18 protein-coding genes are annotated in these 18,833 nt (G+C 65.8%); 12 read left to right on the forward strand and 6 right to left on the reverse strand.

From position 1 onward, the window contains the following. The first annotated feature begins 121 nt into the window (after positions 1-121). Entirely contained in the window at positions 122-985 is an 864-nt protein-coding gene (locus tag AC6HZP_RS01640; RefSeq protein WP_497525124.1) for a hypothetical protein, read from the forward strand. A gap of 82 nt (positions 986-1,067) precedes the next feature. Here the strand turns inward: AC6HZP_RS01640 and AC6HZP_RS01645 are convergent, their stop codons facing one another. Together AC6HZP_RS01645 and AC6HZP_RS01650 are read right to left on the reverse strand one after the other, a co-directional pair. Further along, positions 1,068-1,838 carry a YbhB/YbcL family Raf kinase inhibitor-like protein gene (locus AC6HZP_RS01645; protein WP_497525125.1) on the reverse strand — a complete coding sequence of 257 codons (771 nt, stop codon included), beginning with the start codon at positions 1,836-1,838 and terminating at the stop codon, positions 1,068-1,070. Between the two features lie 34 nt (positions 1,839-1,872). Then, on the reverse strand, positions 1,873-2,775 hold the full coding sequence (locus AC6HZP_RS01650; RefSeq protein WP_497525126.1) for a helix-turn-helix transcriptional regulator: 903 nt from the start codon (positions 2,773-2,775) through the stop codon (positions 1,873-1,875). 149 nt (positions 2,776-2,924) lie between these two features. Between AC6HZP_RS01650 and AC6HZP_RS01655 the strand changes: the two genes are divergently transcribed. From AC6HZP_RS01655 to AC6HZP_RS01680, 6 genes are all read left to right on the forward strand, one after another. Continuing rightward, on the forward strand, positions 2,925-3,281 hold the full coding sequence (locus AC6HZP_RS01655) for a hypothetical protein (protein WP_497525127.1): 357 nt from the start codon (positions 2,925-2,927) through the stop codon (positions 3,279-3,281). After that, positions 3,278-3,664 carry a hypothetical protein gene (locus AC6HZP_RS01660; protein ID WP_497525128.1) on the forward strand — a complete coding sequence of 129 codons (387 nt, stop codon included), beginning with the start codon at positions 3,278-3,280 and terminating at the stop codon, positions 3,662-3,664. The genes AC6HZP_RS01655 and AC6HZP_RS01660 overlap by 4 nt, the downstream gene beginning before the upstream one ends. A 60-nt stretch (positions 3,665-3,724) precedes the next feature. Continuing rightward, positions 3,725-4,579: a creatininase family protein gene (locus AC6HZP_RS01665; protein ID WP_497525129.1), complete on the forward strand. Its 855-nt coding sequence runs from the start codon at positions 3,725-3,727 to the stop codon at positions 4,577-4,579. Positions 4,580-4,668: 89 nt separating this feature from the next. After that, positions 4,669-5,595 carry a dihydrodipicolinate synthase family protein gene (locus tag AC6HZP_RS01670; protein WP_497525130.1) on the forward strand — a complete coding sequence of 309 codons (927 nt, stop codon included), beginning with the start codon at positions 4,669-4,671 and terminating at the stop codon, positions 5,593-5,595. A gap of 66 nt (positions 5,596-5,661) precedes the next feature. Continuing rightward, positions 5,662-6,951 carry an NAD(P)/FAD-dependent oxidoreductase gene (locus tag AC6HZP_RS01675; RefSeq protein WP_497525131.1) on the forward strand — a complete coding sequence of 430 codons (1,290 nt, stop codon included), beginning with the start codon at positions 5,662-5,664 and terminating at the stop codon, positions 6,949-6,951. A gap of 71 nt (positions 6,952-7,022) precedes the next feature. Beyond that, positions 7,023-7,808 (forward strand): SDR family NAD(P)-dependent oxidoreductase, encoded by a 786-nt coding sequence (locus AC6HZP_RS01680; protein WP_497525132.1) that lies wholly within the window; start codon positions 7,023-7,025, stop codon positions 7,806-7,808. Between the two features lie 54 nt (positions 7,809-7,862). Here the strand turns inward: AC6HZP_RS01680 and AC6HZP_RS01685 are convergent, their stop codons facing one another. The 4 genes from AC6HZP_RS01685 to AC6HZP_RS01700 form a co-directional block, all read right to left on the reverse strand. After that, positions 7,863-8,741 (reverse strand): ABC transporter substrate-binding protein, encoded by an 879-nt coding sequence (locus AC6HZP_RS01685; protein WP_497525133.1) that lies wholly within the window; start codon positions 8,739-8,741, stop codon positions 7,863-7,865. Between the two features lie 324 nt (positions 8,742-9,065). Next, positions 9,066-10,418, reverse strand: a complete 1,353-nt coding sequence (locus tag AC6HZP_RS01690; RefSeq protein ID WP_497525134.1) for an amidohydrolase family protein — start codon at positions 10,416-10,418, stop codon at positions 9,066-9,068. A gap of 89 nt (positions 10,419-10,507) precedes the next feature. Further along, a complete protein-coding gene (locus AC6HZP_RS01695) occupies positions 10,508-11,911 on the reverse strand; it encodes an NAD(P)-binding domain-containing protein (RefSeq protein ID WP_497525135.1) in 1,404 nt (467 codons plus the stop codon). Positions 11,912-12,551: 640 nt separating this feature from the next. Continuing rightward, entirely contained in the window at positions 12,552-13,280 is a 729-nt protein-coding gene (locus tag AC6HZP_RS01700) for a GntR family transcriptional regulator (protein WP_497525136.1), read from the reverse strand. Between the two features lie 458 nt (positions 13,281-13,738). Between AC6HZP_RS01700 and AC6HZP_RS01705 the strand changes: the two genes are divergently transcribed. From AC6HZP_RS01705 to AC6HZP_RS01725, 5 genes are all read left to right on the forward strand, one after another. Further along, positions 13,739-14,620: an ABC transporter substrate-binding protein gene (locus AC6HZP_RS01705; RefSeq protein ID WP_497525137.1), complete on the forward strand. Its 882-nt coding sequence runs from the start codon at positions 13,739-13,741 to the stop codon at positions 14,618-14,620. Between the two features lie 33 nt (positions 14,621-14,653). After that, entirely contained in the window at positions 14,654-15,559 is a 906-nt protein-coding gene (locus tag AC6HZP_RS01710; RefSeq protein WP_497525138.1) for an amino acid ABC transporter permease, read from the forward strand. After that, a complete protein-coding gene (locus tag AC6HZP_RS01715) occupies positions 15,556-16,368 on the forward strand; it encodes an amino acid ABC transporter ATP-binding protein (protein ID WP_497525139.1) in 813 nt (270 codons plus the stop codon). Before AC6HZP_RS01710 ends, AC6HZP_RS01715 begins: the two co-directional genes overlap by 4 nt. Positions 16,369-16,580: 212 nt before the next feature. After that, positions 16,581-17,957, forward strand: coding sequence for a dihydroorotase (locus AC6HZP_RS01720; protein WP_497525140.1), 1,377 nt, complete (start codon positions 16,581-16,583; stop codon positions 17,955-17,957). Between the two features lie 49 nt (positions 17,958-18,006). Continuing rightward, on the forward strand, positions 18,007-18,792 hold the full coding sequence (locus AC6HZP_RS01725; protein ID WP_497525141.1) for an SDR family oxidoreductase: 786 nt from the start codon (positions 18,007-18,009) through the stop codon (positions 18,790-18,792). Positions 18,793-18,833 lie beyond the last annotated feature (41 nt).

Genomic DNA, 18,833 nt, shown 5'->3' on the forward strand with positions numbered 1-18,833 from the left:
CGGCGCTTTCCCGACAGAAGCGGCCGGTTCGCGCTTTGGCGCGTCCGGCCGTCCCGCACGGCCAGCGGAGCCATTCTCCCGTGAGACCATTCGTCGATCCGGCCCGCGGCGAAGGCCCGGCATGAAGCTCGCGCCGGACCTTCACCACGCGCTCCGCATGAAGATCGCGGGGCCGTGGCCGTTCATCACCTTCCGCAGCTATTCCCTCGCCGGACGGCATTTCACCTGGCTGTCGCGGCAGCACCGTAAGGGGCTTGCCCGCGAGGCGCGCGGGCTCGAGCACGCCGCCGTGCCGTTCTGGCAGACGGAGGCCTACAACTGGTACACTGGCGCGTTCTTCGCGGTCGGATCGTTCCTGTTCATGCTGGGAAGCTTCCTGTCGATCCTGCCGGCCGAGATCGCCTCGGCCTCGACGCGCACGATCAACATCGTCTTCTTCCTGGGCTCGATCCCCTTCACCATCGCCGGCTATCTGCAGCACTTCCAGACCGCCAACGCGGCGCCCTTCAGCGTCGATCCCGCCGCCGCCACGCCTCCGGCGCGGGTATCGCTGATCGGCTGGCGGCCCGGCAGCGTCGACTGGCTGAGCAGCTTCTCGCAGTTCGTCGGCACGGTGGCGTTTAACTTCAACACGTTCGACGCGCTGGTGGCCTCGCCCGACTGGGTCCGGCAGGATCTTGAGATCTGGGTGCCGGGCATGATCGGTTCGATCCTGTTCCTCGTCTCCGGCTATCTGGCCTTCATCGAGACGAGCAGCGGCTACTGGAGCTGGAAGCCGAAGGAGCTCGCCTGGCAGATCGTCTTCGTCAATCTGCTCGGCTGCGTCGCCTTCATGATCGCCTCGACGCTGGCCTACGTGCCGGCCGGCGGCGAGGCGTGGTGGATCCCCGATCTCGCCAATATCGGCCTGCTGCTCGGCGGCCTCGGCTTCCTGATCGGCGCGCTCCTGATGATGCGCGAAAGCGCCTCGGCGGCGCCGGGGTAGGCGATGCCTCCCGGCGGAGATGCGTCTCGCTGGGCGTGGGGGCTAGCCTGCGGGACCTCGCCACAGGCTAGCCGCTCCCATGTCAGTGGGTCGGCTTCGCGGGCAGATGCGGGTTCAGGCTGTAGGTCCCGCTTGCTTCACCCTCGGCCAGAATGTGACCGAGCATCGCTTTCTCCGCGGCCGGGCCATCGAATGCCCCCGTCAGGCCGAGCGACGGCGTATCCAGGGCGAACACGCGCACGACATAGCGATGCACGCGCTCGTCATTGACGGGCGGGCATGGCCCGTCATAGCCGCCATAGGTGCCGGCCATCTCGGCGCTGGCAGCGAAGAAGCTCGTATAGGTATTCGCGCCCCGACGACCGTGCCCGGTCTCGCCGACGGGTTTGCCATGCGGGATCAGGCTGTCACTGTCGATTCCGGCCGGGAACGAGCTTGTCGCCGGCGGAATATCGGTGAGCACCCAATGGTAGATGGTCTGACGGGGGGCATCGACGGCGATGACCGTTCCGGGCTTGTTGATCTGGCCCAGATCCTGGGGAACGTCGGGATCGGTCATCAGCAGCGCATAGCTCTGCGTCCCCGCCGGGCCCGGCGACCAGGTGACCGACGGGCTGACATTCTTCGCTGTGCTTCCGTCCGGCGTGCAGAAGGCCGCCTGATCCGGAAAGCGCCCCTGCGCGTCCAGCCCGCCGATCTCGACCTTCAAGGGCTGATTGCCGGCGTGCGCCGCCGGCGCGAGCATCATGCCGGCCAGGATGGCCGCAGCGGTCAGATTTCGTTTGCGTATCGTCATGTCTCGATCCTCGTCCTTGGAACTGGCGGGACCGTAGTGGATGCGCGAAGCCGTCATGGGCCGGTTCCGATCAGAACCGCGCCCGAAGCGATCAGGCGGCCTGCGCGTGCTTGCCATGCCGCACGGACGAAGGCGAGGTGCCGAAGCTCTCCTGGAAATGCCGCGAGAAGTGCGAACGGGAACGATAGCCCGTCGCCGCCAGGGCCTCCGCCACGTTGGCGTCGCGGTCGGCCAGGATGACATAGGCCGCTCGCATGCGTTCCGTGCGGAGGAGCATCTGAAGCGATTGCGCTTCGGCGCGAAGCCGGCGGCGCAGGGTGGCTTTCGACATCGACAGCTCGGCGGCGACGCTCGCGGCGGTCCAGGGCAAATGAAGACGGTGGCGGACGAGCCGGCGAACCGCCTCGACCACGGATCCATCGACATATTTCGGCACGAGCGGCAGGATGCCCTGCTCGGCGAGGATCAGCAGAATTTCAAGGATCCGATGATCCGTCACGCGCCGCGACGCCGCTATGCGGCGCGACAAGGCTTCCGCGCAATGAACGATGGCCGAGCAGAGATCGGCGCTGATGACAGGCTTGCCGGCTCGCTCTTCCTGTCCGATGAATTGCGGCCAGAGCCGGGCCGCCTCGATCACGAGCTCGCGCGGGAAGCTGATGAACAAGGCGCGATAGAAGCCGGTCTCGGAATCCGGGTCGTTGACGACATCGACGCGCGCGCCTGCCGGCAGCACGAAGGCGTCGCCCGCCGCATAGTGGCGATGGTCGACGCCCTCGATGATTTCCTTGCGCCCTTCGATGACGATGATGAGGCTGGCGGTCTGCGTCACGAGCTGGGCAATCGTCTCCCGGCTTCTTGTGACGAAGCCCGACATGATGGGCGGCTTGCCGTTCTCCACCACGCTCCGCGTGTCGTGCATGGCCAGAGGGCGCAGCGCACTCGCGATATTCGGATCCTGGCCGGCGCCTTCTTTCTTGCTGGATCTGCTCATTCGATCATCACCGTGTCTTCACTGGTCGTCGCCCGAAATGGCGCCGGCATCGTTTTATCACCGCTTGCGACGAAAGCCGTCAGCCGAGTGGGGATCCCTCCGCGGGCCTATTGATCCAGCATATCTTTCGGTATATCACGAAAGATATCATGCGTAACCATGTCCTCCATCCCCCTTGCCGCCGCCCCGCTTCGGAAGAGCCGAACCCGGGTCGCTACGGCATGGCTGCCGCGCGCATGCCCCGCCGCACGGGCGTGGGCGGCGGGCGCGCCGGCATGGAAGATGCACGCCTCGCCGCCAGACGAGGTCATGCGGTGATGCCGATTGCGCGGCGCGCGGTGCTCGGCGGGCTGCCGCGCGGCCGTCCTGAATGGATGCGCGAGGCCGGCTGCGGCCGTGAGGGCCCGGTCACGGCGATCGGTGTGCGGCAGGAGATATCGAAGCCGTCTTTCCGGACCGCTTCCAGGCAGTATTTTCGCTTCTATCAACCGTGGAGACTACAGTGACAAAAGATTTCGTTCCCAGCGAAGGCAAGATCCGTTGGTCGCGGCAGGAAGATGTCAAGCTTACCTGGATCCATCCGGAGCAGGAATTCTCGCACCGGTTGATCACCAAGAAGCTGCACGGCTCTTCCATCTCCTTCCACATCACAACCTACATGCCGCATTTCGACGTAATGGTCGAAGGTGATGGCGAGCACGAAGTGATCCTCTACTGCATGCATGGCTGGTCGCGTCAGATCATCGAAGAGACCGGCGAGGAGCGCATCTTCAAGCCCGGCGACGCCATGTATCTGCCGAAGAACTACCGCTACCGCCACATCATCGGCGAGGCCGGCCTTGTCATCGCCGTCGCCTCCAATCCGTCGAAGGAAGCCGGCGACATGTAGTTGCGACGCCCGGCGCCTTCGGGTGCCGGGCTCCCCATTCTTGTGAGAGAGCGTCGACCAATGAGAAGCCTTCTTTGGGAAGATCTTACGCGGAGCGAGATCACCGAGCTTCGTGACCGCAATGCCCTGGTGATCATCCCCACCGGCGCCACGGAACAGCACGGCGATTTCCTCAGCACCGATACGGACATCGTGCTGTCGTCCGAGGTCGCGGCGCGCGCCGCGGCCCGGGTCACGGCCTTTCCCGTCGTCGTGGCGCCGCGTCTGCCATTCGGGTTTTCTCCCCATCACCTGTCCTGGCCGGGCACGATCAGCCTTCGCCTGGAGACGTTCCTCTCCGTCCTGACCGACATGGTGCGCTCGATCCTCGACGCGGGGTTCACGCGCGTCCTGTTCGTGAACGGCCATGGCGGCAACGAGGCGCCGCTCCGGGCGCTCTGCGGCCAGCTGGTCACGGATGGCTATGCGGTCGGCATGACCAACTATTTCACGCCGTCGGAATCGGCCTGGATCCCGATGCTCAAGGGCGATCTCAAGCGCGGCGGCCATGCCTGCGAGCAGGAAACCGCGCTCATGCTCGCGCTGCATGACGACGAGCCGGCCGAGCAGCAGCGCATCCTGGAGCTGATCCGGGGTCTCGAGCCGCGCACCATGCAGCCCTGGATGGCGCCCGGCTCCGCGCTCGATCCGATCACAGAGGCCGGAGCGGGCTGGCCGCCGATTTTCCACGCCGACGATTGCGGCTATTTCGGCGATCCCGCCAAGGCCGACATCAAGAACGGCGAGCGCATCCTCGAAGCAACCGTGGAGCGGCTCGCGCGCTTCTTCACCGAATATGGCCAGGCGACCCTGCGTCTCGGCGTCGCCAGGGAGAAGGCCAAGCCCGGCTTCGCCCGGCCGCTCGGCACGCTTTGATCGAACGATACCGGGCAGGCGATCGAAGCCTTGTCTCGATCGCGGCGCCGCACCTCGGCCGCCCGGCATGCAACTGAAGAGGACAGAGGATGGCACTTCTTACGGAACGGTCGCGCGGTGTCTTCGTGATCGCGGTCACGCCGTTCAAGGACGACGGGTCGCTTGATTTCGAAAGCCTGGATCGCGTCACCGATTTCTACCTCGAATCCGGCGCCGACGGCCTGACCATTCTGGGCATGATGGGCGAGGCGCCGAAGCTCACCGGCGCGGAATCGCGCCAGGTGATCCAGCGCGTCACCGCCCGGGCGCAGGGAAAGCCGGTCGTCGTCGGCGTGTCCTCGCCGGGACTGGCCGCGCTGGCGGAGGTCTCCAACGAGGCGATGGATCGGGGCGCCGCGGGCGTGATGATCGCTCCGCCGATGACGATGCGCACCGACGCGCAGATCCTCAATTACTACCGCCAGGCCTGCTCCTTCATCGGCAAGGACGTGCCGGTGGTGCTTCAGGACTTCCCGCTCGCCACGACCGTGCAGATCAGCGACGAGCTGCTCGGCCGCCTGATCGACGAGCTGCCGCAGATCGTCATGATCAAGCACGAGGACTGGCCCGGCCTGTCCAAGATCTCGAAGCTGCGCGCCGCCGAGAAGAACGGCCGCCGGCACGTCTCCGTGCTGTGCGGCAATGGCGGCATCTTCCTTCCCGAGGAGGTCGCGCGCGGCGCCGACGGAGCCATGACCGGCTTCGGCTTCCCCGAGATGCTGGTGCAGGTGACCGACCTCGCGGCGCGTGGCGACATGGACCGGGCGCAGGACCTGTTCGACGCCTATCTGCCGCTGGTCCGCTACGAGCAGCAGCCGGGCGTCGGCCTCGCGGTCCGGAAATACGTCCTGGCCAAGCGCGGCGCGATTGCCTCGGCGGCCCAGCGCCAGCCCGGCGCGCAGCTCGATACCGCCGCGCAAGCGGAGGTCGAGCGCCTGCTCAAGCGCCAGGAAAAGCGCCTTTCGGAGCTGGGATAACGGCGTAGCCTTCGCGAGACCGCACGATGCCGGCGCGCCGGCGTTCTGGATGAATGGAAACGGGACATGCAAGTCGGATCCTTGTGGGAAGCGATCGCGCCGCCGGCGGAACCGCTGGTCCCGCTGAATGAATCCCTCAAGGCCGATGTCATCGTCGTCGGCGGCGGGTTTCTCGGCCTGTCGTCGGCGCTGCATGCGGCCGAGGCCGGGCTCGACGTCGTGTTGCTGGAAACCCACCAGCCCGGCTTCGGGGCCTCGGGGCGCAACACCGGATTTGTCGTTCCCAGCCTGAAAGCGTCGCTCGGTCCGGCGGAGGTCACGCAGGCGCTTGGCGCGGACCATGCCGGAAGGCTGCTGCGGCTCGTCGCCGGCTCCGGCAACACCGTCTTCGGCCTGATCGCGAAACACGGCATCGATTGCGCCGCCGTTCAGAACGGCTGGCTGCAGCCGGGGCACTCGCAGGAGGCCGAGCAGACCCTGTACGGGCGCATGCCGAGGCTGCTGGAGGCCGGCGTCGACGCGTCGTGGCAGGATCGGGGCGCCATGATCGCGCGCACGGGGCTTCCGACGCTCTATGGCGGCATCCGCATCGCCTCGGGCGGGCAGATCAACCCGCTGGCCTATGCGCGGGGATTGGCCCGCGCGGCCGCGGCGGCGGGCGTGCGCCTCTATGGCGAAAGCCCCGTCACGGCGGTTGAGCGCGACGGGAACGGATGGCGCGTGCGGACCGCCACCGGCGTGGCGCGGGCGCCGCGGGTGCTGATGACGACGAACGCCCTGATCGGCGATCTCCTGCCGCAGCTGCGCGCCTCGATCATTCCGGCACGCGTCTTCCAGATCGCGACGCAGGTCATGCCGGCCGCGATCCGCGATAGGTTGCTGCCGGACAGGGCGCCGGTCGCCGACACGCGCCGGCATACCTTCGCCCTGCGCTGGTCGCCGGACGGCAGGCTGGTCACCGGCGGACTGGTTCTGCCGGCTCCCGGCCGCATGGCGCTCGCCCGCAAGGTGTTCGCGCGGCGGCTCAACCGGCTGGTTCCCGGCCTGCCCGAAATCCGCTCGGAATACACATGGACCGGCGTCATCGCCGGAACGCTGGATTTCCTGCCGCGCATGATGCGGCTCGAGCCCGGTCTCGACGCGGTCATCGGCTGCAACGGGCGCGGCGTCGCCCTGACCACGACGCTCGGCCGCGAGGTCGGTTCGTGGCTGGCCGGCCGCATCAGCGATGCCGAACTCACCCTGCCGCTGACGCCGCCACGGCCCATTCCGTTCAGCCGGATCGCGGGTCTGGGGCCGGATATCATCCTGCCGGTCTGGAACGCCCGCGACAGCTACGAGGCCCGGTTCCGCTAGCGCGCGATCTGGCCGGTTTGCAGGCAGCCGACCCGGTGCAAGGGGCACGGGTCGGATCAAGGGGAACCACCATGTCATTGCCATCTACCGGGCCTGAGCTGTCGGGCCGCGTCGCCGTCGTAACCGGCGGCGGCAAGCTTATCGGCCGCGCCATCTCGCTCGCCTTCGCAGAGGCGGGCGCGGCTGTCGCCGTGGTTGCCCATACCGGCAGGGCGGAGGCGGAAGAGACCGCGGAGGCCATTCGGTCCCTCGGCGGCCAGGCCCTTGTCGTGATGGCCGACGTCAGCAACGGCGAGTCGGTCGAGGCGATGATGGATACGGTCGTCGCTGAGTTCGGCCGCATCGACATCCTGGTCAACAATGCCGGGATCGACGCGCATGCGCCGCTGATCTCGCTCACCGAAGCCGATTGGGATTCCGTGTTCGCGGTGCACGCGAAGGGAACCTTTCTCTGCGGAGCCGCCGCGGCGCGGCGCATGCTGCCGGCGAAATCGGGGGTGATCGTCAACATCGCCGGGGCGTCGGCGCATCGGTCCTGGCCCGGCGGCGGCGCCTATGCCCCGGCGAAGGCCGCGGTCGTCAACCTCACGCGTCAGATGGCGCTCGAATGGGCGCCGGCCGGCATCCGGGTCAATGGCGTGAGCCCGGGCCCGATCGTTTCGGCCGAGCCCGACTGGCGTGTCGCGTTCCCGGAATATGTCGAGCGCTTCGGCAAGCTTCCGTTGCAGCGGCCGGGTACGCCGGAAGAAGTCGCCAGCGCCGTTCGGTATCTCGCCTCGCCGCAAGCGAGCTACATCACCGGGCAGATGCTGGTGGTCGACGGCGGCAGCACGGCGACCTGGTACATGACGGCGTAAGCTGCCCGCCGAGCCCCGCTTCCCACCGGAAGCGGGGCCGCGTTCTTCGATCCGTTACTGGCCGGCCTTCTCGGCCAGGTTGATCCCCGGCGCCTCGATCTTCATGCCCTCGACGTTCCACTTGGCCATGATCTTGTCATAGGTGCCGTCGGCATAGACCGCCTGCAGCCCGGCCAGCAGCGCTTCGGAGAGCTGGGTGTTCTGCTTCAGGACGATCATGCCGACAAAGTCCTTCGGGAATGTCGAACCGTCGACCATCCGGATCGGACGCGGTCCCTTGGCCTTGATCTCGCCGGCCATGGACGCGCCGGTCAGAATGAAGTCCACCCGACCCGAATAGAGAGCCAGAATCTGCGCATCTCCGGCGGTGAAGAGCTTCAGGTCCGGCTTGGCCATGCCCTTCGACACGCAGAATTGCGTCAGGTCGTTCTCGAGAAAGCCGACATAGCTCGTGCCGGACTGCACACCGACGGTCTTCCCGCACATCGAGACGACCTCGCTGGTCGCGGCCTGGTTGTCCTCCATGGCAAACGCGCCCATCGCCGCATTGGCGTAATTCACGAAGTTCAGCGTCTTCCGCCGCTCGGCGTTCTCGGAAATGGAGAGCATCGCGACGTCGTAGCGATTGGACATGATGCCCGGGATGAGGCCGGCGAAATCGATGGATTCGGTCTCGACCTTGACGCCGAGCTTTGCGGCGATCGCCGCGGCGAGATCGACCTCATAGCCCCGCAGGGTGCCGTCGGCGTCGATAAAGGCGTATGGCGGCCATTTGGCTTCGGTCGCCAGATGAAGAACCCCGGCGTGGCGGATCGTGTCTGGCAGCATCTCCTTGAGGTCGGCGGCGTGACCGGCCGCGGCGCCGGCTACAGACATCATCGCGGCCATTGCCGCGGGCCTCGCCAGCTTTGCGAGCACCTGAACCAAGACCATCTTCGTCTCTCCGTGTGGGGGTGAAAGTCCGTTCGTCGATGCCGGGCCGCAAGATCAGATCTGCCCGTTTCGATGCGGATATTCTGCGGATTTCCCACGCGGCTGTCAGCAAAATATTCCGTTAAATATTGTGTCTGATATTTATTGCGAGTGATGTCGCGGGGCGCCTGTGCCGACACGGAGGGAAAGGGGGAACGCTGCCGATGAGCGGTCGGCGAAAGGGGGGGAGGGATCGACCGGACCCGTTTTCGCGCTCAAAAGAGTCGACGGACCCGAACGTCCGTCGATCGATCATCATCGCAATCCGGCGCAGCGGGCGCGGCGCTAGTGAGCCGGCAAAATGCTTTGGAACGGCGCGGAGTTCATGATCATGTCGAGCGCCGCCGTGCCGCGTTCGACGATCTCCGTCTCGTCGGAGCGTGTGTAGTCGCCATGCTCCACCACGATCTCGCCGTCGACCATGACGATGTCGACATCGGCGCGGCAGCCGAGCGCGACGATCGCCTTCACCGGGTCCTGCAGGGGCCTGAGGAAGGGGCTGTCGAGGCTCAATACGGTGAGATCCGCCGTCGCGCTGATGGTGATCCTGCCGAGGTCGGGGCGGTTGATCGCGTTCGCCGCCTCGCGGGTGACCGCCGCGATCAGATCCTGCGACGTCGCAACATCCGCCCGTCCGTCCCGGCATTTCGAGATCAGCGCCGCGGCGCTGAGCTCGGTGATGAGGTCCATGTTGTAGCCGTCGGTTCCGACCAGCGTTCGCACCCCGTGCTGCCGGAAGCGTGAGAAGGCGGCCGTGACGCCGGCCCTCGCATAGGTCCGGGGGCAGTTCACGATCGTCGAGCCGGTCGCCGCCATCGTCCGGAGATCGTCATCCGAGGCCAGGATACAGTGCGCCGCCAGCAGATCCGGCCCGAGCATCCCGATGCTTTCCAGAAACTCGATCGGCGTCTTGCCGCCCTCTCGGGCCGCGACGGTCGCGACCTCGCCCTCGCTCTGCGCCAGATGCAGGGTGATCTGCGTATCGAGTTCGCGGGCGCGGCGGGTCGCCGCCAGCAACAGATCCCGATCGCAGGTATCGCTGCCATGCGGGCTCATCACGACCCGGATGCGTCCGTCGGCCGCCTGGTGCCATGTCTCGAACAGTTCGTCCCACGCCTCGAGGCAGGAAGCGCCGATCTCGTTGCCCGCCGGATCCTTTGAAAACAGGTAGGGCGCGCCATAGAACCGAATTCCCATCTCGGCGGCGGCGTCGAACATTTCCGGGAACCAGTTCCGGAACGGCTCCATGACGGTGGTGGTTCCGCCCTTGAGGAGCTGCAACACGCCCAGTCTGGCAATGTCCAGCCGTTGCGACCGGCTGAGGGATTTCAGCAATTCGCTCCCCGTGCCGGAGATGGGGCCGAGGACGCGGAGGAGATCGTCGCCGCTCGCCATCGGCAGATCCTCGGTCCTGGACCTCGAAAACGCCTCGGCGCAGCAGTGATTGTGCAGGTTGAGCAGGCCGGGCAGGACGAACCGGCCGGGCTGGTCGAGAACCCGGTCGGCAAGCGGTCGCGTCGCCTGCAGGGCAACGATCCGGTTGCCTTCGATCAGCAGCCACTGATCGCGCAGCATTTCCGGCTCGCCCTCTCGCTCCGCCAGAACATAGCTGCCGAAGATGGCCGTCGTCGTGCTCATGATGCTTGCCCCGCCTTCCCCTTATGCACCGCCTTGCCGGGGTGCGACGGCCGGCATGCCCACCCGCCGCATCCGGCCCGTCAGCTTCACTATTCGATGTGGCTTTCAATCGGCGAGTAGTCGAGATCGAGATCGTCGTATCGCCGGATCTCCTCCAGCGCCGGCTCCGCCTCTTCGAGCCAGAGGGCCTTGGTCAGGCCATAGACCAGGCGCTCGACGCCATATTTGAGACCGGTCAGCGAGGCGCCGGAAAAGCCCACGCTCGCCGTGGCGACGAAGGTGAAATAGTGGACATTCTTCAGGACCGGCGCGCTTCCCGCCGTCTTTTCCTGAAACGAAAGGTCGTCGGACAGGTACGGACACATTCCGATATAGCTGTCCGCCTGGCCCGACGGCACGGCGACGCGATCCTTCCACAGCGCGATCTCGCTGGCGTAGTCGCGAAGTTCCGGCCGGAGGCTCAGATCGACGCGATAGCCGGTTCCGACGACAAGATAGTCGGCGTATTTCTTTTCGCCGGTGTTTAGCTCAATTTCGATCTCGTCGCCTTTCATCTGGACGTTCTTCCAGTTGACGCCGTAGGAGATGCGATAGTTCGGGAATTCGGCGCAGCGGTTGATGCCGTCCTGGGTCGGCGGCATGCCGTTCCGGTAGATGGCGTCCATCCAGTCCCAGCGCGCGGCGTCGTCCATCGAGCCGTAGTGACGGAGGAAGCCCGCCTTCTCCATCCAGCGGAACGGGTTGATGGCGGCGAGTTCCTTGCGCCGGACGAACTGATGCACCTGCGTCGCGCCGGTCTCCAGCAGCGAGGCCGCAGTGTCGAAGGCCGAGGCGCCGGCGCCGAGAACGGCGATCCGCTTGCCCTTGAGGGCGTCGACGTCGAATTCGAAATTCGTGTGCGAGTAGCGGTCCTCGGGCAATTGGTCGAGGTTCAAATTCGCCGGTCGCCAGTCGCCATTGCCTTCCACGCCGGTGGCGAAGACGAGCCGGCGCGCGAGATAGGAGCCTTGCGCGCCGGTCTTCGTCGAAATGGTGCTCACCCGGATGAAATCGCCCTCCGGCTTGAACCCCGTGACTTCGGTCTGATTGTGGATCGGCAGATCCACCATTTTCCGGAACCAGACCAGATATTCCATCCAGACGGTGCGCGGCCATTTGCCGAGCTGCTCCCACGCGTCCTCGCCAAAAACGGCGACATAGTAGGCCTGAGACGTCAGCGACGGCACGCCCATGTCAGGGCCGGTGACATGCTTCGGCGAGCGATAGGTCAACATCCGGGCATAGGTGATCCAGGGGCCTTCGCGGCCCTGTTCGCTCCGGTCCAGCAGAACGATGTTGCTGACTTTTTCGCGCGACAGCCCAAACCCGATCGCGAGCCCGCCCTGACCGGCTCCCACGATGACTACGTCATAGACATGTTCCCCTTCCGGGCTCTTGCGAGCGGGGATCCACGACATGTTCGGGTAATCGAGATACTTCAGGTCTTCTGCCACGCGCTGTTCGAGAGCGCGGAGACGCTGAGCGGCATCGGGTAGGGGCCTTGCATCCAGTCCTGCGGTGGGATCCAGCAGAGACAATTCGGTGCGGCGGGGTGCAGCAGCCATCGTCTGCGTCGTCATACTATCGTTCCCTAATAATCATGCAGGCCGGTTGTTTTTGAAAAGGAACACGGGAATCCCATTCGGCCCCTGTTCCATCCGCCGGCCCTGTGTTGCCGTTGCCGAAGCTCAGTTCCCGTCATCCGGTCGTGGAGAAAGCCGCGAAGTTCCGGCTCTCGTGCAGAGCGCTCGCGGTCGTTCTTCGGCCTCCGGGGGATTCCGGCGCCGGTTGCCCACGCCTATTCCCCGCCTGGCCGCACGAACCACGCCCTGCGTCACGCATTCTAGATATATGTTCAGATATCTCACGAAGCGTATTTGTAGGCCATCGGAAACCGCCTGTCGAGGGGGCGGAATCGGGATCGCGTCGGCGCGGGAAGGGGCGCGCGATCCTGTGAGGGCGCGAAGGGCAGGCTGTCCCGGTCATAGAGCGTGCGGGCGGTTGCGCGGCGGCGCGCCGAGCCGCCTTCTTATTCCGAAGCAGCGCGCCGGGAGCGTTCAGCCGGGCCCTTGAAGGGCGTGCGCCCGCCGGCCCCTAGAGCGCGACGCTGTTCTGGATGCGCGAGGTGGTCAGGGCCTGAAACAGGCCCTGGCGGGTGATCTCATTGTGCCGGATGACGATCTGGCGGGCGGCGGCGGCATCGCGCCGTCGCAGCGTCTCGACGATCGCATGGTGGTCGTTCTTCGTCTCGTTGCTGACGTTGCGCAGGCGGGCGCCGAGATAGAAGAAGCGCTCGAGCCCGTCCATCTGCAGCGCGAGGAGATGGTGCAGCCTTTCATTGCCCGAGGCGATCGCGATGGCGACGTGAAAATCGCGATTGGCCTGGATGAAGGATTTGAGCGTCGGCTGCTCCAGCTGGTCATAGGCGACATCGGCCAGGCGGCTCAGATTGGCGATCTCGGCGTCGGTGATCCGCGCGCAGGCAAGCTCCGCCGCGCCGGCTTCCAGGATGTTGCGCAGGTCGAACAGCTCGTTCATGTCGCCGAAGGTGACGGGAACGACCTGATAGCCGCGGCGCGGAAACGTCTTTACCAGCCCCTCGGACCGGAGCTTGGCCAGCGCCTCGCGCACCGGCGTCTTGCTGACCTCGAAGCGCTCGGCGAGCTCTGCTTCGGAAACCTCGCTCCCCGGCTCGAGCACGCAGGTCAGGATCTCGCTCCGCAGCATGGCGTAGACGCTGTCGGTCAGCGAGACGGACTTCTTCGCACGCCTCTCCGGGGTCTCGCCGGCGCCGGTCGCGGCGCCTGGAATATGTCCGATCATCCATGTCTCCAAAATGCGAGCATCCCGCCTCGTAGCAGCGTCTCACGCTATATATCAAGATATATATGATGCCTATTTGTTTAGCATATCTGCTGATATTTTAACAGCAATCAGGCCCGGATTTGCTGCATTATTCAGCAGCGCCCGCAAGATGTGCGCTGCCCGCGATCCGGCTTTGACAGACCCCAAAGCGTGACATACTATTTGAAATATGTCTGGTATATTACAAGTATGCCGGAGCCAAAAAAGGGAGGCGGCGGGGCGCCTCAGGGCAAGTTCGCGCCCGGCTCGGTTGCGGCCGGAAGCGGCCATCGGAGCCTCCGGGCCCGATGACGCCTTGAAGGCAAAACGGGACGGCGTAGCGGCGTTCCGGTCCCGCTTTTCAAGATTGCGAGACAATAAGCAATCGAGAACAAAACAGCCTTCCAATAAAGCGACAACAGAGGTGAACAAATAAGATGTCTGCCCCGCGTTTCATTGCTGCCCTTACCAGGCGTCTCGTGATGCCGGCGGCGCTCGCCGTGACATTCGGCGCCGCCGCCCATGCCGAGGACCTCAACGGATTGCTGCCGCCGGAGGTCCAGAGCGCCAAGGCGATCAATCTGGTCACCGACGCCCGCTGGCCCCCGTTCGTCTTCATGGGCAGCGACGGCAAGACCCCGGAAGGCTTCGAGATCGACATTCTGAGGGCCATCGCCGACAAGCTCGGCGTTGAAATCAAGTCCACCTCGGTCGAATTCGCCGGCCTGATCCCCGGCGTGCAGTCTGGCCGCTATGACGTCGCGATGCTGGCGATCGCCGAGACGCCGGAACGCCGCAAGACCCTCAGCTTCGTCGACTATTCCTATTCCACGATGGCGGCCTTCACGCTGTCAGGCAACGCGGCGACCAAGGGCGGGGCGGACGATCTTTGCGGCGCCACGGTCGGTGTTCAATCGGGCACGACCCACGTTGATTTTCTGAGCAAGTCCCTGACGGACCATTGCAAGTCCATCGGCAAGGAAGCGCCGAAGAAGCTCGAATTCGCCACTGCGGACGCGGTCTATCTCTCGCTGTACTCCGAGCGCGCCGACTACATCATCTCCAGCGCCGCCATCGCCGGCGACATTATTCCGAAAGCCCCGCGGCCGGTTCGGATCGTCACCGATGCGCTGTTCCCGAAAGAGCTGAACGGCATCGTCTACCTCAAGGACAGGACCAAGCTGGGCGAGGCGCTGCTCGCCGGGCTGAAGGCCGTCCATGCCGACGGGACCTACGACAAGATCATGAAGAAGTGGAACGTCGAGGCCCTGTCGCTGGATACGCCCGCCATCAACCTGGGTGAGACACAAGGCAACTAGGGCCAGGCGGCTGCGCTCAGGAGATAGTCAGAGATGAATGTGGGCGAACTGAATGCCCGGTATGCAGGCGACCTGAATATGGTTGAGTCTTCCCCCAAGGGGAACGCCGATGACGCGGTCATCTACGTTCCGGCCCGGCCCTATTGGCAATGGGCCTTCATCGTCGTCGCGGTTGCCGTGCTCGGGATGGTCGCCTGGTCGATCATCGTCAATCCGGCGATGTCATGGGGTATTGTGGGTCAATACCTGCTGGATCCCATCGTTCTGCAGGGGTTCGTCCTGACGGTCTGGCTGACGATCGTCACGACCATGCTGGGCCTGGTCCTCGGCGTGATCCTCGCGGTCATGCGGATGTCGCCCAGTCATTTCATCTCTGGTCTATCTGGGCTCTACATCTGGTTCTTCCGGGGAACGCCGCTGCTTGTGCAGCTGATCATGCTGTACAATCTGGGTTCCCTGTTTCCGACCCTGTCGCTCAGTATCCCGTTTGGCGAGACGCTGTTCAGCGTCAAGACGAACGCCGTCATCACGCCGTATGTCGCCGCGATCCTCGGTCTGGCGCTGCATGAGGCGGCGTATATGGCGGAGATCGTCCGCGGCGGGCTGCTCGCCCTCGACAAGGGCCAGCGCAACGCCGCGGACGCTCTCGGCATGACGTCGTGGCAGAAGTTCTGGCACATCGTCTTGCCGCAGTTGATCCCTTCGATCATTCCGCCGATCGGCAATCAGCTGATCGGAATGCTCAAGATGACGTCGCTCGTCAGCGTCATCGCGCTCGGGGATCTGCTTTACTCGGTGCAATTGATCTACTCGCGCAACTACCAGACCATCCCGCTGCTGATGGTGGCGTGCTTCTGGTATCTGGTGGCGACCACGGCGCTGTCCGGTTTGCAGTGGCTGGTCGAGCGTCGCTTCGGTAGGGGCCTTGTGACACAATGAACGCAAATCCTTTGGCACAGGCCACGACCGGCGCCTCGCGCTCTCCCGTCCTGCGGGCGGAGAACGTGCACAAGCGCTACGATTCCATGGAGGTCCTGAAGGGCATCAACATCACCGTCGATCGCGGCGATGTGCTGTGCCTGATCGGCCCGTCCGGCTCCGGCAAGTCGACGTTCCTGCGCTGCATCAACCATCTCGAGACGATCGACAGCGGCTTCATCCATGTCGATGGCGAGCTTGTCGGATACAGGCGGGTCGGCAACCGCGTCTATTCGCTCGGCCACCGGGCGCTGGCGCGGCAGCGTTCCCGGATGGGGATGGTGTTCCAGAACTTCAATCTGTTCGGCCACATGACGGTGCTGGAAAACGTCGTCAAGGCGCCGATGCTGGTGAACGGCAGGAGCCGGGCCGAGGCGACCGAGACGGCGCTGGATTTGCTGAAGCGGGTGGGGCTGGCGAACAAGGTCGACGCCTATCCGCGCTTCCTCTCCGGCGGCCAGCAGCAGCGGGTCGCGATCGCGCGGGCGCTCGCCATGAACCCGTCGCTGATGCTGTTCGACGAACCGACCAGCGCGCTCGATCCCGAGCTGGTCGGCGAGGTGCTGGCCGTCATGCGCGACCTCGCCGCCGAAGGCATGACCATGATCGTCGTGACGCATGAGCTGCGTTTTGCCCAGGAGGTCGGGACGAACGTCGCCTTCATGGACAAGGGCATCGTCGTCGAATCCGGGTCGCCGGAGGCCGTGCTCGTCCACCCGAAGGAAGAGCGTACGCGGGCCTTCGTGGCGCGAACCCGCCATCACAACTGAACGGTCGCGCGACCCGTCCCGGCCGTCGGCCGGGCCGGTTCCGCGCGCCCTGAAAGGCTCATGCCCGGCCGGCGCCGGCCGCTTTCGCGCGCCTCGGCGATCCGGCCGAACGGACGGCGGACCTCGCCTCGCGTCCGGGATCGATCCCGTGCCGGCCGCCGTCGCGGTCGCGACGACCGCCTTGAACCCCCAACGAACAAAGAACCGAGACGATGGAACTCCTCATCAAGGGCAGTATCGTTATGCCGGACCAGGTCATCGAAAACGGCTGGGTCGCCATCGACCACGGCAAGATCGCCGCGATCGGCTCCGGCGAGGCGCCGGCGGCGGCAAGGGTCGACGATCGCGGCCGGTCGCTGATCCTGCCCGGCGCGGTCGACGGCCAGACCCATGCGACGAGCTACAAGGGCCTCGCCGGCATCGCCGATACGACGCGCTCCGCGATCGCCGGCGGCGTGACCACGCTGGTCGACATGCCCTATGACAACCCCGAGCCGCTCGACCGGCTCGAACGTCTCGACGCCAAGGTTTCAGCGATCGCCGAGCACGCCCATGCCGACATGGCGCTCTACGGCACGGTGACGCGCGAGACCGACACCGCGAATGTCGCCGCCCTGATCGAGGGGGGCGTCGCCGCCTTCAAGATCTCCTCCTTCGAAAGCAATCCGGTCCGCTTTCCCCGCATCGGCGAGGACCTGACCCTCGACCTCATGGAGATGCTTGCTGCGACGGACATTCCGCTCGGGCTGCACAACGAGGACCAGGAGATCGTTCTCGCCCGGATCGCCAAGGCCAAGGCCGAGGGGCGCAACGGGATCGTCGCGCATGCCGAGGCGCGGCCCGAGGCGGCGGAGCTCGCCGCGACCGGCCAGTTCGCCGCGTTGGGGCTCGCGAGCGGCGCGCATGTCCACCCGGTGCATCTCAGCACCGAGGCCGGGCTGCGACTGCTGCGGGCCGTCGCCGAACTCGGCGCGCGGGCGACCGGCGAGCTCTGCGTCCATTATCTGTGGCTCGACGCGGCGCGCGACGGCGCGCGGCTCGGCGCGCGCATGAAGGTGAACCCGCCGATCCGCAGCCTCGCCATCGACGGTCTCTGGCGCTCGATCGAGGCGGGGCTGGTCGCGTTCGTCTCGTCGGATCACTCCAGCTGGCCGATCGACAACAAGCTGGTCGCGTCGATCTTCGACGCCGGCGCCGGCGTTCCGGGCCTTGAGACCCTGGTTCCGGCCTTCTTCACGGCGGCGGAAAGGCGGGGGCTCGATGCCGCGCGATTGACGGCGGACTACCTTGCCGAGCGCCCGGCGCGCTTCTTCGGCATCGCCGATCGCAAGGGCGCGATCGAGGTCGGCCGGGATGCGGATCTCATCGCGCTGGAGCGGGGGGCCTTCCCCTGGGACGAGGCGGAAGCGCATGACGGGCTCAACTGGAGCCCCTTCCATGGCGAGACCTTCACCGTCCGCGTCGCTGCCAGCTGGCTGCGGGGCGCACCCGCCTGGGATGGCAGCAACATCCTGAACGCAGCCGGATCGGGGCGGTTCGTGCCGCGCGGCGCGACGGGCTGGTACGCGGGCGAACGGGACAAGGGATGAGTTCCCTCGCGGCGCGGGCTCGCGACGAATTTCAATAGAGGAGCGGAATGTGGATCTTTACCTGAATGACAAGACGGCTCTCGTCTTCGGCGCCGGCGGAGGCCTGGGCGGCGCGATCGCAAAGTCGCTCGCCGCGGAGGGCGCGTCCGTCGTCGTCGCGGACATCGATGCGCAGGCGGCGGCGGTCACTGCCGATGCGATCACCGAGGCAGGAGGGCGCGCGCTGGCGCTCGCCTGGGACATCGGCGATCTCTCGGTTACCGAAGCGAGATTGCAGGACGTGAAATCGGCCTTCGGTCCCGTCGATGTCCTCGTGAACAACACCGGCGGTCCGCCGCCGACCCCGGCGGCCGGGCAGGCTCCCGAACAATGGTCGAAATATTTCGACATGATGGTCCGCTCGGTCATCGCCGTGACGGACGCGGTGCTGCCTTCGATGCGCGAACGGAAATGGGGCCGCATCATCACGTCGACCTCGTCCGGCATCGTCGCGCCCATTCCCAATCTCGGCATCTCGAACAGCCTGCGCCTGGCGCTGGTCGGCTGGTCGAAGACGCTCGCGCGGGAAGTCGGGCGCGACGGCATCACCGCCAACATCGTGCTTCCGGGCCGGATCGCGACGGGTCGGATCGTCTTCCTGGACGAGCAGAAGGCGAAGCGCGAGAACAGGCCGGTCGAGGAGGTGACCGCGGAAAGCACGGCGTCGATCCCGGTCGGACGCTATGGCGAGCCGCAGGAATATGGCGACACGGTCGCCTTCCTGGCGAGCCCGCGCGCCTCCTACATCACGGGTTCCGTCATCCGCATCGACGGCGGCTTTTTGAGCAACGTCTAGTTGGGCCTCGAAGAAGCGGCGCGTCCGGCGCCGCTTCCGAC

The sequence above is a fragment of the Kaistia sp. SLG-1 genome (genome assembly GCF_059699055.1).